The organism is Micromonospora sp. NPDC048835 (assembly GCF_040649995.1).
Classification (GTDB): Bacteria; Actinomycetota; Actinomycetes; order Mycobacteriales; family Micromonosporaceae; genus Micromonospora.
Map to the genome: position 1 here is coordinate 216,699 of NZ_JBEZGM010000005.1, position 14,269 is coordinate 230,967.

Annotated in this window: 14 protein-coding genes; 5 read left to right on the forward strand and 9 right to left on the reverse strand. The window is 73.5% G+C overall.

The genetic code is table 11. The annotated features are described in order from the left end of the window. Positions 1-30: 30 nt before the first annotated feature. The 4 genes from AB0C15_RS08920 to bioB form a co-directional block, all read right to left on the reverse strand. Positions 31-2,163: an acyltransferase family protein gene (locus AB0C15_RS08920; RefSeq protein WP_357350233.1), complete on the reverse strand. Its 2,133-nt coding sequence runs from the start codon at positions 2,161-2,163 to the stop codon at positions 31-33. Positions 2,164-2,244: 81 nt separating this feature from the next. Continuing rightward, positions 2,245-2,751 carry a GNAT family protein gene (locus AB0C15_RS08925; RefSeq protein WP_357350235.1) on the reverse strand — a complete coding sequence of 169 codons (507 nt, stop codon included), beginning with the start codon at positions 2,749-2,751 and terminating at the stop codon, positions 2,245-2,247. A 4-nt stretch (positions 2,752-2,755) separates the two neighbouring features. After that, on the reverse strand, positions 2,756-2,947 hold the full coding sequence (locus tag AB0C15_RS08930; RefSeq protein ID WP_357350237.1) for a hypothetical protein: 192 nt from the start codon (positions 2,945-2,947) through the stop codon (positions 2,756-2,758). Between the two features lie 5 nt (positions 2,948-2,952). Next, positions 2,953-3,948 (reverse strand): biotin synthase BioB, encoded by a 996-nt coding sequence (gene bioB / locus AB0C15_RS08935; protein WP_357350239.1) that lies wholly within the window; start codon positions 3,946-3,948, stop codon positions 2,953-2,955. 206 nt (positions 3,949-4,154) lie between these two features. Between bioB and AB0C15_RS08940 the strand changes: the two genes are divergently transcribed. From AB0C15_RS08940 to AB0C15_RS08955, 4 genes are all read left to right on the forward strand, one after another. Beyond that, a complete protein-coding gene (locus tag AB0C15_RS08940) occupies positions 4,155-5,327 on the forward strand; it encodes an 8-amino-7-oxononanoate synthase (RefSeq protein WP_357350241.1) in 1,173 nt (390 codons plus the stop codon). 114 nt (positions 5,328-5,441) lie between these two features. After that, a complete protein-coding gene (bioD, locus tag AB0C15_RS08945; protein WP_357350243.1) occupies positions 5,442-6,167 on the forward strand; it encodes a dethiobiotin synthase in 726 nt (241 codons plus the stop codon). A gap of 54 nt (positions 6,168-6,221) precedes the next feature. After that, positions 6,222-7,793, forward strand: coding sequence for a histidine kinase (locus tag AB0C15_RS08950; protein ID WP_357350245.1), 1,572 nt, complete (start codon positions 6,222-6,224; stop codon positions 7,791-7,793). Then, positions 7,793-8,470 carry a response regulator transcription factor gene (locus tag AB0C15_RS08955; RefSeq protein WP_357350246.1) on the forward strand — a complete coding sequence of 226 codons (678 nt, stop codon included), beginning with the start codon at positions 7,793-7,795 and terminating at the stop codon, positions 8,468-8,470. Before AB0C15_RS08950 ends, AB0C15_RS08955 begins: the two co-directional genes overlap by 1 nt. Before the next feature lie 36 nt (positions 8,471-8,506). Here AB0C15_RS08955 and AB0C15_RS08960 read toward each other — a convergent pair whose 3' ends face one another. The 5 genes from AB0C15_RS08960 to AB0C15_RS08980 form a co-directional block, all read right to left on the reverse strand. Next, complete coding sequence (locus AB0C15_RS08960) at positions 8,507-9,328, reverse strand: ABC transporter permease (protein ID WP_357350248.1); 822 nt, start codon at positions 9,326-9,328, stop codon at positions 8,507-8,509. Continuing rightward, complete coding sequence (locus AB0C15_RS08965; RefSeq protein WP_357350250.1) at positions 9,325-10,257, reverse strand: ATP-binding cassette domain-containing protein; 933 nt, start codon at positions 10,255-10,257, stop codon at positions 9,325-9,327. Before AB0C15_RS08965 ends, AB0C15_RS08960 begins: the two co-directional genes overlap by 4 nt. An 89-nt stretch (positions 10,258-10,346) precedes the next feature. After that, entirely contained in the window at positions 10,347-11,189 is an 843-nt protein-coding gene (locus AB0C15_RS08970; RefSeq protein ID WP_357350252.1) for a polysaccharide deacetylase family protein, read from the reverse strand. A 24-nt stretch (positions 11,190-11,213) separates the two neighbouring features. After that, positions 11,214-12,404 carry a cytochrome P450 gene (locus AB0C15_RS08975; protein WP_357350253.1) on the reverse strand — a complete coding sequence of 397 codons (1,191 nt, stop codon included), beginning with the start codon at positions 12,402-12,404 and terminating at the stop codon, positions 11,214-11,216. A 9-nt stretch (positions 12,405-12,413) separates the two neighbouring features. Beyond that, complete coding sequence (locus tag AB0C15_RS08980; RefSeq protein ID WP_357350254.1) at positions 12,414-13,082, reverse strand: 50S ribosomal protein L11 methyltransferase; 669 nt, start codon at positions 13,080-13,082, stop codon at positions 12,414-12,416. Positions 13,083-13,232: 150 nt separating this feature from the next. Here AB0C15_RS08980 and AB0C15_RS08985 point away from each other — a divergent pair, with 150 nt between their 5' ends. After that, a complete protein-coding gene (locus AB0C15_RS08985; protein ID WP_357350256.1) occupies positions 13,233-14,117 on the forward strand; it encodes a hypothetical protein in 885 nt (294 codons plus the stop codon). Positions 14,118-14,269: the final 152 nt, after the last annotated feature.

The following is a 14,269-nucleotide window of genomic DNA, read 5'->3' on the forward strand; positions in this document are numbered from 1 at the left end:
TAACTGTCCAAGATCTGCGGCAACGCCCGCCTACGGCAGGTGCGACGACACGAGTTGACGCAAACGGTCGTGCAGCCGTGGGGCGAGGCTGCGGGCGTACGTGGCGGTCAGGTGATGGGCGTCCCGGTAGACGAGCAACCCGTCGATCACCGCGGGGCACGGCTCGGTGGGGCAGATGGCGTCGTTGAGATCGGCCAGACGCACGTCGGGGAGCGCGGACGCCGCGCGCTCCTGCGGTATGCCCCAGGCGAGCGCACGCTTCCGGGGCTGCGCGCAGGCGCTGAGCCGCTCGCGATGGGCCGAGACACACTCGGCCATGTCCACGGTGAACGACGGGGTGTCCCGAAGAATTACCAGCGGCAGGCCGGCGCTGGTCAGCTCGGACCAGGTCTGCGACAACGCCGCCGTCTGCGCGTCCGCGGTCGCCGGGCCCGGTGGCGGCGTGCTGCCGTTCACCAACGGGATCTGGGTCACGCTGGAGACGATGAGCAGCCGGGGCCGCCGCTCGCCGGTGAGTGCGCTCCGCACGTTGCGGTTCCACTCCGTGCAGCTGTGGTCCGGTCGCCCGGCGATGCTGACCGGCGCGGTGAGGAAGGAACACGTCGTCTTGATGTAGGTGACCAGCCGCCAGCCGCGTTCCGCCGCGATGACCTGGAGGGCCGGCACCCAGTGCGCCGCGTGTGAGTCGCCGGCCAGGGCCACCTCGACCGCCGAGTCCCGGTCACCGTAGGTGCAGCTGCGCAGGCTCGCGTCCTGTGCCTGTGTGACGCAGTCGTCCCGGTAGACGTCGGGCAGGTCGTCACGGGCGTCGAGCGGATCGGGCGTGATGCGGGCGAACCAATCGACAGGCGACGCCCCCACCGAGGCGGCCCCGGCGAGTGGCGCCCCGGCCAGGTCTGGCGGCGTGGATGGTCGGACCGCCAGTTGCAGCCCGACTCCGGTGAGGACGGTGAGGCTGGTGGCGGCCAGGCCCATGCGCAGCACGCGGGCCCCGGAGATCTGTGCGTACCGGAACGGGTTCTCCACCAGGTGGTAGGTCAGCACCGCCGGCACCGCCGAACAGAGGATCATCGCGAGTCCGGCGGTGGTGCCCAGCGGCCCCCACCGCGCCTCCGCCACCACGAGCAACGGCCAGTGCCACAGGTACCACGAGTACGACACGGCACCGACCGCGCGCGTCGGCCGCCTGTTGAGCAGGAGGGCCGGCCCGTACCGTCCGGCGCCGGGACCGGCCGCGATGATCGCGACGGCGCCGAGCGTCGGCAGCAACGCCAGAAATCCCGGGTAGGCCGCCGTCTCCGGTCGGATCAGCGTCGCGGCGAGGGCGACGGTGGTCATACCGGCCCAGCCGAGCGCGATCGCGGCCGGACGCGGCAGCCGGGACAGGTGCCCACCCAGGATCGCCAGGCCGCCGCCCAACGCCAGTTCCCACATCCGGGTGGTGGTGACCAGGTACGCACGCGCGGGTTCGGTCTGGCTCAGGTGCATCGACCAGGCCAGCGACGGGACACCGACCAGGGCGAAGGCGCCGAGCAGCCACGGGGACATCCGGTCGCCGAGGAACGGTCGGCGGTGTCGGCCCGCGCGACCGCGCGGCATCGGAGGCCGTGCGCCGGTACTCCCCGACGTGCGGCGCGCGACAGGCAGCGCGACGACGAGCAGGAGCAGCGGCCACACCAGGTAGAACTGCTCCTCCACGGCGAGCGACCAGAAGTGCTGGAGGATGCTCGGGGCCTCCTCCGTGCGCAGATAGTCGGTGGACTGTTCCACCAGCCGCCAGTTCATCGCGTAGACGGCGCTGGCGAGGGCGTCCCGGGCCGTCTCGGACCACCGGATCGGGGGCAGGAAGAGGTAGGTGAGCAGGAGGCTCGCCACCAGGACGACGCTGGCGGCGGGCAGCAACCGCTTGGCCCGTCGGGCGTAGAAGTCGACGATGCGGATTCCGCCGGTCCGGCGGATCTCGTCGACGAGCAGGCCGGTGATCAGGAAGCCGGAGATCACGAAGAAGACGTCGACGGCGACGAACGCGGCGGGGAGCGCGGGAATGCCCGCGTGCCCGACCAGCACCAGCACCAACGCGAGCCCGCGCAGTCCTTCGATGTCGCCACGGAACCGTCCCGCGAGGATCGGGCTGGTAGCGGGTCCCCTCGTCTCCACTCTCACCCAAGGCACGATAAGCCCGATATGGGTGTTATGGGATAAATGCCGCAAACAGGGACGCGCCGAACGAGGTGGATCGCCCGCTCACTCCACGAGGTCGTCGGCGAGCAGATCCATCAACAGACCGTCGTGCCAGCGGCCGTCCGCGCCACGCTCGTAACGGCGCAGCACCCCCACCGGGCGAAAACCAACCTTCGCGTACGCCCGGATTGCGGCGCTGTTCGCCGCCGCCGGGTCGATGGTGAAGCGGTGGTGGCCGTACTCGTCGATCAGGTGTCGGGCCAGGGTGCGGATGGCGTCACCACCGAGGCCGGCGCCGCGCTCCGCCGAGTCGAGGAAGACGTCCAGGCTGGCGTGCCGGTAGTCCGGGTCCGGTTCGGCGTGCCACTGGATCGCGCCGATCACCCGACCGTCGTGCTCGACCGCGTACACGTGCAGGTCGTCGTCGGCGAGGTCGGCGCGGACGGCGTCGGCCAGGTCGTCGCCGCCCCGCCACCACCGGCGTACCTCCGGGTCGGCCCGGATCGCCGCGAGGGCCGGCACATCCTCGACCGTTGCCGGTCGCAGTGTCACCGCCCGCCCTCGCAGCATCGGCTCAGCCCCGGATCTCGCCGTGCTCGACGCAGACCGCCGACCAGCCCACCGGCAGCACCTGCACCTTCATCCGGCGTCGGCAGTCGGGGCAGAACCGGGGCGGCTCCAACTGACGGGCCGACGCGCAGGCCGGGTGGGCGGTGGCCGTCGCCGACTCACCGCACCTGTCGCACCACAGCTCCGTCGTCGTCATCGTCGTCACAGCGTGGCGGAGAGGGCCTTGACCGGCATCTTCAGCTCGTTCAGCAGCTCCAGGTCGGCCGTTGCCGGTCGACCCAGTGTGGTCAGGTAGTTGCCGACGATCACCGCGTTGATGCCGCCGAGCAGACCATCGCGGGTGCCGAGGTCGCCGAGGGTGATCTCGCGACCGCCCGCGTACCGCAGGATGGTGCGCGGCATGGCCAGCCGGAACGCGGCGATGGCCCGCAGCGCGTCCTTGCCCTCCACCACGGGGCGGTCACCCAGCGGCGTGCCGGGGCGCGGGTTGAGGAAGTTGAGCGGCACCTCGTGCGGGTTCAGCTCGGCGAGCTGCGCGGCGAACTCGGCCCGCTGCTCGACGGTCTCGCCGAGGCCGAGGATGCCACCGCAGCACACCTCCATGCCGGAGTCGCGAACCATCCGCAGCGTCTCCCAGCGCTCCTCCCACGAGTGCGTGGTGACCACGTTGGGGAAGTACGACCTGCAGGTCTCCAGATTGTGGTTGTAGCGGTGCACACCCATGTCGACCAGGTCGTCGACCTGCTCCTTGGTGAGCATGCCCAGCGACGCGGCGACCTGGATGTCGACCGCCGCCTTGATGGCGGCGACACCCTCGCGCATCTGCTGCATCAGCCGGGCGTCCGGGCCGCGCACCGCGGCCACGATGCAGAACTCGGTCGCCCCGGTCGCGGCGGTCTGCTTCGCCGCCTCGACGAGCGACGGAATGTCCAACCAGACCGAGCGCACCGGCGAGGTGAACAGGCCCGACTGCGAGCAGAAGTGGCAGTCCTCCGGGCAGCCGCCGGTCTTCAGCGAGACGATGCCCTCGACCTCGACCTCCGGGCCGCACCAGCGCATCCGCACGTCGTGAGCGAGCTGGAGGGCGGCGGGCAGGTGCTCGTCGGGCAGGTTCAGCACGGCGAGGATGCCGGCCTGATCGAGGCCGACACCGTCACCCAGGACCTGGGTCCGGGCCTGGTCGAGGATCTCTGGCATGGCTCGTACCCTACTAGGCCGGTGCCAAAGTCCCGGCCCGGCCAGGTGCCCCGACACCGGCCCCGAACCGTCCGGTCGCCCGGAATGACCTGCCAGCGCGTGGGACAGCTCGCACCGAGTGGATTCGTCGGGCCGGTGGCGGCGGGTGATAATTTCGCCCGGCGGGTGTCCGGGCCGACCGGCACGCACGGCGGGGGAGGGTGACGGTGGCGGACTGGCTGGCGGCGCTCGACCGCCGTGCGCAACTGCGGGCGAAGGCCGGGCTCACCCGGCGACTGCACCCGCGTCCGGCCGACGAGCAGATGACCGATCTGGCCGGCAACGACTACCTCGGCCTGGCCACCCACCCGGAGGTCACCGCCGCGGCCACGGCGGCACTGTCGGCGTACGGGCTGGGGGCGACCGGGTCGCGTCTCGTGCGGGGCTCCACCGACGCGCACCGCGCGCTGGAGGAGGACCTGGCCCGTTGGCTGGGCACCGACGGCGCGCTGGTCTTCTCCTCCGGCTACCTGGCCAACCTCGGCGCGCTGCGGGCGCTCGTGCAACCCCGGACGCTGCTCGTCTCCGACGCGCACAACCACGCGTCGCTGATCGACGGCTGCCGCCTCTCCGGTGCCGAGACGGTGGTCACCGCGCACGCCGACGTGGACGCGGTGGCCGCCGCGCTCGCGGCCGCTCCGGGCCGGCCGGCGGTGGTGGTGACCGAGTCGGTCTTCTCTGTCGACGGTGACCTCGCCCCGCTGGCCCGGCTGCACGCCGTGGCCCGCCGTCACGGCGCGCTGCTGCTCGTCGACGACGCGCACGCGCTCGGCCTGACCGGCCCGGCGGGCGCGGGCGCGGTGGCGGCCGCCGGGCTGGCCGGCGAGCCGGACGTGGTGGTCACCGCCACCCTGTCCAAGGCGCTCGGTGGTGCCGGTGGCGTCGTCGCCGGCCCGGCCGAGTTCGTCCGGCACCTGATCGAGACCGGGCGGACGTTCATCTTCGACACGGCACTGCCGCCGGCGGTCGCCGCAGGTGTGCACGCCGCGCTGCGGCTCGCCCAGGACGGTGACGACCTGCGGGCCGAGCTGTCTGATCGGGTGGGGTTGGCGGTCGGCCGACTGCGCGCGGCCGGGCTGACCGTCTCCGCTCCGGACGCGGCGGTGATCTCGGTGACCGCCCCGGGCCCGGAGGCGGCGACCGCCTGGGCCGCGAACTGTCGGGACCGGGGCGTCGCGGTGGGTTGTTTCCGGCCGCCGTCCACCCCGGACAGCCGCTCCCGCCTGCGACTCACGGTCAGCGCGGGGGTTCCCCGGGCGGCGTTCGAGCGGGCGCTGGACGTCATAGTGGCCACGGCACCCGTGAGCGCCCCGCAGTCGCGAACAGAGGTGATCCCGTGAGCGCGAGGAGTGCGCCGGGTTTGCGAGCCCCGCAGTCGCGAACAGAGGTGATCCCGTGAGCGCGAGGAGTGCGCCGGGTTTGCGAGCCCCGCAGTCGCGAACAAGGGTGATCCAGTGAGCGGGTGGGCGGGGCCGGTTCTGGTCACCGGCACGGACACCGAGGTCGGCAAGACCGTGGTGACCGCGGCGATCGCGGCTGCCGCGCAGGCCGCCGGGCTGCGGGTGGCGGTGGTCAAGCCGGGCCAGACCGGCACGGCCGGCGGTGAGCCCGGCGACGTGGACGTGGTCGATCGGCTGGCTGCGCCGCTGACCGGCCGTACGTTGGCCAGCTACCCGGACCCGCTCGCCCCGTTGGCCGCCGCGCGGGTCGCCGACCTGCCGCCGTTGGAGTTGTACGCGGCGGTGGACGCGGTCCGGGCGGAGGCCGACAAGCACGACCTCGTGTTGGTCGAGGGCGCGGGTGGGCTGCTGGTGCCGATGGGGCTGCGGCCCTCGGGGGAGCCGTGGACGATGGCCGACCTGGCGGTGTCGCTCGGCGCGCCCGCGGTGGTGGTCGCCCGCGCCGGGTTGGGCACGCTCAACCACACCGCGTTGACCCTCGAGGCGTTGGATCGTCGGGCGGTGCCGGCGGGTGTGGTGATCGGCGCCTGGCCGGCCCGGCCGGAGCTGGTGCACTGGACGAACCTGGCCGACCTGGTGCCGAACCTGCTCGGTGCGCTGCCCGACGGCGCGGGCGCGATGGACCCGGGCGTGTTCCGGCGGTCCGCGCCGGGCTGGCTCACCCCGGCCCTGCACGGGGTGCTGGACGACTGGCGGGTCTGGGCCGAGGAGAGCGGCTGAACACCTGACTTTCGTCGGTGTCCGCGCAGGTCGGGCGTGGGTAGCCTGGCCGCCGTGCGGATCCTCGACTACCCGCCGCCGGGTTGGCTGCACCGGCGGCGTCGCCTGCTGCTGGACGTGCTGCTCTGGGTGGTGGTGGCCGCTCCGGTCGGCTACGCCGAGGCCAGCCCGCCCTATTCGCGGTACACGGTGCCGCTGCTGGTCGGCAAGGTGCTGCTGCTCGGTGTGGCGGTGCTGGCGACTCGACGTCAGCCGTTGGTCGCCCTGGTGCTTGCGGTGCTCGGGTCGCTTGTCGACGGCAACTTCGTGTTCGCCATTCCGGTCTTCAGCTACCTCGCCGGGCGGCGCAGCGCCACGGTGGGTCCGGCGATCCTGGTCTTCGTGCTGATCACGGCCGGTGGCACGGCGCTCAACCTGGGGTTCCTCGGCGCTGGCGCGGCCACCTGGTTCCTGCTCGCCTCGGTGCTGCTCTTCGCCGCCGTGTTCCCCTGGTTGGTCGGCCGGTACCGTCGCCAGCAGCAGGAGTTGACCGACGCCGGCCGCCGGCACGTCGACGCGCTGACCCGCGAACAGCGGGGTTCCGCCGAGCGGATCCGGCTGCGTGAGCGGGCCCGGATCGCCGGCGAGATGCACGACTCCCTCGGTCACGACCTCAGCCTGATCGCGGTGCGCGCCGCCGCCCTGGAGGTCGCCGCCGACCTGGACGACCGGCACCGGGCCGCGGCCGGGGAGTTGCGGGCCAGCGTCTCCGCCGCCACCGAGCGGCTGCACGAGATCATCGGGGTGCTCCGCGAGGAGGCTGGCGCATCGCTGCGCCCGAGTGGGGAGACGGTGGCCGACCTGGTCGACGGTGCCCGCGAGGCCGGCATGGTGGTACGGCTGGAGGCCGCCCCGGCGGTCGCGGACCTACCGGCGATGACCTGTCACGCGGCGCACCGGATCGTCCGGGAGGCGCTCACCAACGCGGCCCGGTACGCGCCGGGCGCCTCGGTCGACGTGCGCCTCAGCCGCAATGGTGACCGGGTCGAGGTGACAGTCGTCAACGACGTTCCGCCGGCCGGGCCGCTGCCCGCCCCGCCGTCGCAGGGCAGTGGGCTGCTCGCCCTCGCCGAGCGGGTCCGCCTCGCCGGTGGAACGCTCGACGCCGGCCGTCGGGCCGAGGGCGGGTTCACGGTACGGGCGGTGTTGCCCGCCACCGCGGCGCCGCCCGAGGCGATCGGGTCGGTGGCCGAGGTCGTGCCGACGTCCTGGTCCGACGAGCGATCCGGACCGGCCGAGCGGCCGGTGGACGCTGAGCGGCGGCTGCACGACGCCCGCCGGCGGGTTCGGCGCAGCCTGCTGGTGGCGCTCGTCGCCCCGGTTTGTTTCGCCCTGGTGCTCTCGTTCGTCTACTACCCGGTGGCGACCGCCGGGACGGTGCTGGACCGGGCCACCTTCGACCAGTTGCGCGTCGGCGCGGCCCGCTCGGAGTTGGTCGGGCTGCCCCGGCGGCAGTTGGAACGTTCTGCGGCTGTCGACCGGGCCGGCTGCGAGTACTACACCGACGGTAACTTTCCCCTCGCCGCGCCGACCTGGCGGCTCTGTTTCACCGATGGCCGGCTGGTCAGCAAGGAGTGGATCGCCTAGTGGACGCCGACACGACGGGGATACCGCCGATCCGGGTGGTGCTGGCCGACGACGAGGCGATGATCCGGGCCGGCGTCCGGGCCATCCTGGCCAGCGACCCGGGCATCGAGGTGGTCGCCGAGGCCGGGGACGGGCACGCGGCGGTGGAGTTGGTCCGCGCCCACCGTCCCCGGGTGGCGCTGCTGGACATCCGGATGCCGCGGCTGGACGGGTTGGCCGCCGCCGCCGAGATCCGCCGGGTCGTGCCGGACACCGCGACGATCATGCTGACCACGTTCGGCGAGGACGACCACGTGGCCCGGGCGCTGGGGCACGGTGCCAGCGGGTTCCTGCTCAAGGCCGGTGACCCGCGTGAGCTGATCGCCGGGGTGCACGCGGTCGCCGACGGTGGGGCGTACCTGTCACCGAGGGTGGCCCGCCGGGTGATCGAGCTGGGGGCCGACCGGTTGGCTCGCCGGCCCGCCGCCCGGGACCGTACGGCCGGCCTGACCGAGCGGGAACGGGAGGTGCTGGCCCTGGTCGGGGCGGGCCTCTCCAACGCCGAGATCGCCCGTCGGCTGCACCTCGTGGAGGGCACCGTGAAGAGCTACCTGACAAGCATCTTCACCCGGCTGGACGTGCGTAACCGGGTGCAGGCGGCGATCCTCGCGTACGAGGCGGGGTTGGTCGACGGCTGAGCGGGGGCCGGGTGGCCCCCGCTCAGCCGGCCGGCCTCAGGCGTCGCGTCGGCGCAGGGCGGCCCGGCCCAGCAGCAGCGCCGCGCCGGCCCACCCGGCGAGCAGGAGCAGCCCGACCAGGGGTGGGTAGGGCTCGGTGTCGCCGGCCATGAAGTGCCCGCCGGCCACACCGGGGAACACGTCGGCGATCCGGGTCAGCACGTCGATGTCCGGCTCCTGTAGGGACAGCGGCACGATCATCAGGGTGGCCAGCAGCACGGTGAGGGTGAGCACCGCGCTGCGTAGCGCGGCGCCGAGGCCCAGGGCGAGCACGCCGACGAGCGCCAGGTAGGCCGCCACCGCCACGATGTCGCCGATCGTGTCGGCGGCCGGGGCGCTGCCCCACTCGCCGAGCACCGGCCGGGCGACCAGGACGCCGACACCGCCGAGCAGCAGCCCGAGCGCGAAGGTCACCGCCCCGGTGACGGCGGCCTTGGCCAGCAGTACGCGACCGCGCGACGGGGTGCACTGCAACGTCGGCCGGATGGTGCCACTGGTGAACTCGGCGGTGATCGCGAGCAGGCCCAACGCCAGCACCACGTACTGGGTCAGCTCGACCGAGTCGATCAGCACGCTGCCGACGGTGACGATCCCCCGGTCGTCGGTCGGATCGTCGTTGGTGTTGCCGTTGGCGGCGTAGATGGCCAGTTGACCGGCGCTCGCGGCCGTCACCACCAGGCCGGCCAGCGCCGTCCACCAGGTGCTCCGGACCGAGGCGAGCTTGGTCCACTCGGCGGCCACCGCCCCCCGGAAGACTGCCGGCGCGCCGGTGGCCGGCGCGATGGCGGGGCGGGTGCCCGTGTCGGTCCGCGTGCTCATCGGTGCCCACCTTCGATCGGGCCGCCCGCGTACTCGACGCTGTCGGCGGTCAGCTCCATGAACGCCTGCTCCAACGACGCGGCGTGCGCGCTCAGCTCGTGCAGTCGTACCCCCAGCTCGTGGGCCAGGTCACCGACCTGGTCGGCGGTGACGCCGGTGACGGTCAGCTCGGTGCGGCCGGCGGCCTCGACGCTCGCCCCGGCGGCGCTCAGGCGCGCGGCCAGTGCGTCCAGCCCGTCGGGTTGCGGGCTGCGGACCCGGACCGCGACGGTGCTGCCGGCGATCACCTCGCCGATCGGCGCGTCGGCGAGCAGCCGTCCCCGACCGATCACCACGAGCTGGTCGGCGGTGAGCTGCATCTCGCTCATCAGGTGGCTGGAGACGAAGACCGTGCGCCCCTCGTCGGCCAACGAGCGCATGAGCTGCCGCACCCAGCGCACCCCGTCCGGGTCGAGCCCGTTCACCGGCTCGTCGAACATCAGCACCGGCGGGTCGCCGAGCAGCGCACCGGCGATGCCGAGCCGCTGGCCCATGCCGAGGGAGAGCGTCCGGCCCGGCTTGCCGGCGGCTCGCCCGTCCAGCCCGACGGTGTCCAGCACCTCGTCGACCCGGCGGGTCGGAATGCCGTTGCTCTGCGCCATGGCCCGCAGGTGCGCCCGGCCGGAGCGGGCCGGGTGGATGGCCCGGGCGTCGAGCAGCGCGCCCACCTCGTGCAGTGGCCGGCGGAACTCCCGGTACGCCCGCCCGCCCACCAGGGCCTGCCCGGCGGTGGGGCGGTCCAGCCCGAGAATCATCCGCATGGTGGTGGACTTGCCGGCACCGTTGGGGCCGAGGAAGCCGGTGACCCGGCCGGGCGCGACGTCGACTGTCAACGCGTCGACCGCGACGGTCGACCCGAACCGTTTGGTCAACCCACGTAATGTGATCATGAGCTGACGCTAGGCGAGCGGCCCGCTGTCGCACCGCGCCCGAACGGCACCACCCGTCCCTGACTTTCGTCAGGTCGGTGGCGGGCTGGTCACCGTACGTACTGCTCCAGCAGTGCCGGTGTGAGCCCGGCCCGGTGGATCGCCTTCAACGCCGCGAGAAGGTCGTCCATCAGCGCCGGTCGGAAGTGCATCAGCAGCACGTCGCCGGGCTGGATCACCTTCTCCGGGGTCTGGTAGCGCACCTTCCCCTCGTGGACGGTCTCGGTCCAGTGGAAGACCGCCTTCGCGCCGCAGTCGTGTGCCGCCTTCAGCGTGGTGCTGTCGTGCTCGCCGAACGGTGGCCGGAACAGCGTGGGCCGCTTGCCGAACGACTCCTCCAGCCGGTCCGCGGCACCGCAGATCTCCTGCTTCTGATACTCGTACGAGCGTCCGGCCAGCGAATTGTGGTGGATGGTGTGGTTCTCCACCACCCCGCCCACCGCCTCGATCTGTCGGAAGTAGTCGGTGTGCTCCGCCGCCGCCGGAGAGTTCAGGAACATCGTCACCGGGATGCGCGCCGCCCAGATGAAGTCGACGACCCCCGGTGGGCGGGCCAGCCCGCCGTCGTCGATGGTGATGAAGGCGACCTTCTGGTCGGTCGGCAGGCGGTGCCAGAACGGGGCCGAACCGGTCGCCGGCAGCGGCACCGGTTGCGGAAGCGGAGCCTCGGGAAACGTCGGCACCTGGGACACGTACCAGGCCAGGCTCTTGAACGCGGGTTTCGCGGTCGCGGACGGCGCGGCCGACGGAGCCGGGGCGGACGGGGTCGGCGGGGCCACGGTGACCTGCCGGGCGTAGGCCGGGTGGCCGGGCCCGCCTGCGCAACCGGTCAACGCCAGCAGGGCCAGAAGTGTTGCTACGGCGGGGATCCGACGGGCGGTGATGGCTGACACGCCCGGAAACATACCGAGCGGATGTCAGGAACCTGTCAGCCCGGTGCCCCCGGGGGAGCGGCGGACCACGAACGCGTCAGGCATCCGGAAGGTGAGATTGTCCGGGCACCAGGGCGGCCGGAGCACGCTCACCCCGTCCAGCAGCGGGGCGGCCTCGGTCACCACCACGGCCGCCTCCATCCGGGCCAGCACGTCCCCGACGCAGCGGTGCGCACCCGCCCCGAACGCCAGGTGTCGGCGTGACCCACGCTGGCCCGGACGGAACTCGTCGGGCGACTCCACGACCGCCGGGTCCCGACCCGCGCGGCCCAGCCACAGCACCAGGCTGCTGCCCGCCGGCACCGGCGTGCCGCCGAGCGTGCTCTCCGTCGACGCCACCCGCCGCCACGTGACGATCGGCGGTTCCAGCCGCAGCCCCTCCTCCACCACGTCGGCCACCGCCACCTCGCCGGCCCGCAGGCCGGCCCGGACGGCGGGCTCACCGGCCAGCCGGTGCAACAGCAGGGTGAGGAACTGCGAGGTGGTCTCCTGCCCGGCGACCAACAGGAAGAACAGGGCGCCGACCACCACGTCCGGTGGGTGCCCGGCCGCGCGCAGTTCGGCGGCCAAGCCGCCACCGACGGACGCGAAGTCCCGCAGTACGCGGTGGAACCGGCCCACCTCGGCGGCGAGCGCCACCTGTCGGTCGCCGTCAAGTGGTGCCCAGAACAACTCGAGCGCGGCGCGGGCGAACTCCTTGACCGCGTGCACAGGCGCGTCCGGCAACTCGACCAGCCGGGCCAGCACCAGCAGCGGGAGGTCGGCGGCGAGGTCCGCGTACAGGTCGACAGGCGCACCGGCGTCGAGCGTGGCGCCGATCCGGGCGACCCGGTCCCGGACCAGCGCGGTGAGCCAGGGTTGCTGCGCGGCCACCCGGCTGGGGTGCAACGCCGCCGCGACGATCGCCCGGATCTGCGGATGACCGACGCCCGAGTTGTTCGCCAGGGTCGGCGGCAGCCGGAACCGGTGCCCGGCGAGCACCCGCAGCGCGGTCACCGGCATCGGCGTCACCGCGTCCAGGGCGTTGTCCGGCCGGTAGGTGACCGGGTCGGCGAGGACCTGGCGGACCAACGCGTGCCGGGTCACGACCAGGTGCGTGCCGCCGACGTGGTCCGGCACCCGGGCCACGTCCGGCCATGCGGGGTCGGTGACCTGCGCCCAGCTGCGGAACAGCACCCGGACACGCTAGCCGGAAGCCCTCGGCAGCCCGGCTCGCAGCCGCCACACGGTGGTGCGCTTCACCCGCACGCTCTCCAACGCCTCCGGCACCGGCACGTCGTACCCGGCCACCTCGTCGAAGCGGTCCCGGGGCAGGAAGGCCCGACCGGGGTCACCGACGAGCGCCGGTGCGCCGGCCCGGGTGGCGCGCAGCAGGAACCGCAGGACCCGGCGGGCCATCGCCTCGCTGTAAAAGACGTCCCCGGCGAGCACCACCTCGGCGTCGCCGGCGTCGCCGTCGAGGATGTCGCCGAACTCGGCGTCGACGCGTACCCCGTTGGCTTCGGCGTTGAGGGCCACCGCCGCCACCGCCAACTCGTCCACCTCGACGGCCCGCACGGACGCCGCGCCGGCACGGGCGGCGGCGATGGCCACCAGGCCGGAGCCGGACGCGAGGTCGAGCACCCGGCGGCCGGCGACCAGCTCCGGGTGGTCGGTCACGTAGCGGGCCAGGGCCTGCCCGCCGGCCCAGGCGAACGCCCAGAACGGCGGCGGCCGGTCGCTGGAGAACTCGCCCTCGGTCAGCTCCCACAACCCGATCGGCTCGTCCGCCTGGTGCAGCCGCACCTCGGGCACGAACGGAACCGGGGCCAGCCGGGCGTGCAGCCGGACGAACGTGCTGGAGAGCTCGGACACGGCGTGATTGTCCCAGCGGCCCGACATCCGGCGTGTCGCGGGGCTGCGGTCACCGGTTCACCACGGTCGGTGAAAACCCACCCCGTCCTTGCCGCCCGGTGCGAACACACCCGTCTGGTCGGGTCGGTGCCCCGCTTCTAGCGTTGCGGGGTGGAGGCGACCGAACGGAGGGCGGCGGTGGTGACGGTGTGGCGGAATGCGCTGAGGGCTGGGGTGGTGCTGGCCTGCCTGAGCGGGGTGGAGCTGGCGGTGGCCGCACCGGCCCAGGCGGCCTTCACCACCGAGATGAGTGGCCTACCCGGACAGTTCACCGCCGGTGAGCAGGTGCGGACGATCTCCGCGGTGGTCTCCCAGACCGATCGACGCGCCAGGTGCGCGAAGGTGCGCTGGTCGATGGTGCTCAGCGTGCAGGGCGGCCTCCGGCTCGACCAGGTGAAGATGGACCGGGTGGAGGAGACCGGCGACTTCCCGCTGGAGATCCGTACCCAGGGGGACGTTGCCCGGCTGACCGACCGGCAACTCGACCCGGGCACGCTCTGCCCCGGCCGCACGGTCACGGCCCGCTACCGGGTGGCCTTCGCCGAGGACGTCACCCAGGGGCGGGTCACCCTCGCCGCCGAGGCGTACGACGCCAACCGGCGGTTGCTGGCCCGGCAGACCGCCACCCGCTCGGTGGTGGGGGTGGGCGTCCCGACCCGGGCGCCGAAGCCGACCCCGCCGAAGCCCACCGAGTCGGCGAGCGCGCCGACCGACGACGAGAGCACGGCGACGGAGGAGTCGGTGGCGGAGCAGCCGGCCGACGCCGCGCCACCGGCGGCCAACCGTCCGGTCTCGCAGTCCGGCGCGTTCGGCGTGGTGCAGCTCGCGTTCCTCCTCGGCGGGCTACTGCTCTTCCTCGGGATGGGGCTGCTGCTGCGGTTGCGGCACCTGACCCGGGCCACGGCCGGGGACGCCGCCGAGACCGACGACCCGCCGGTGGACCGGCGCTGGGAACGTCCGGCCGAAGCCGACCCGTGGCGCCGGGCGCACCGGTGATCGGGGGTTGCGTCGGGACTGGTCCGGCGGTGGCGGGGGTCCGCGGGCGTGTCGCTGATCGGGGGTTGCGTCGGGACTGGTCCGGCGGTGGCGGGGGTCCGCGGGCGTGTCGCTGATCGGGGGTTGCGTCGGGACTGGTCCGGCGGTGGCGG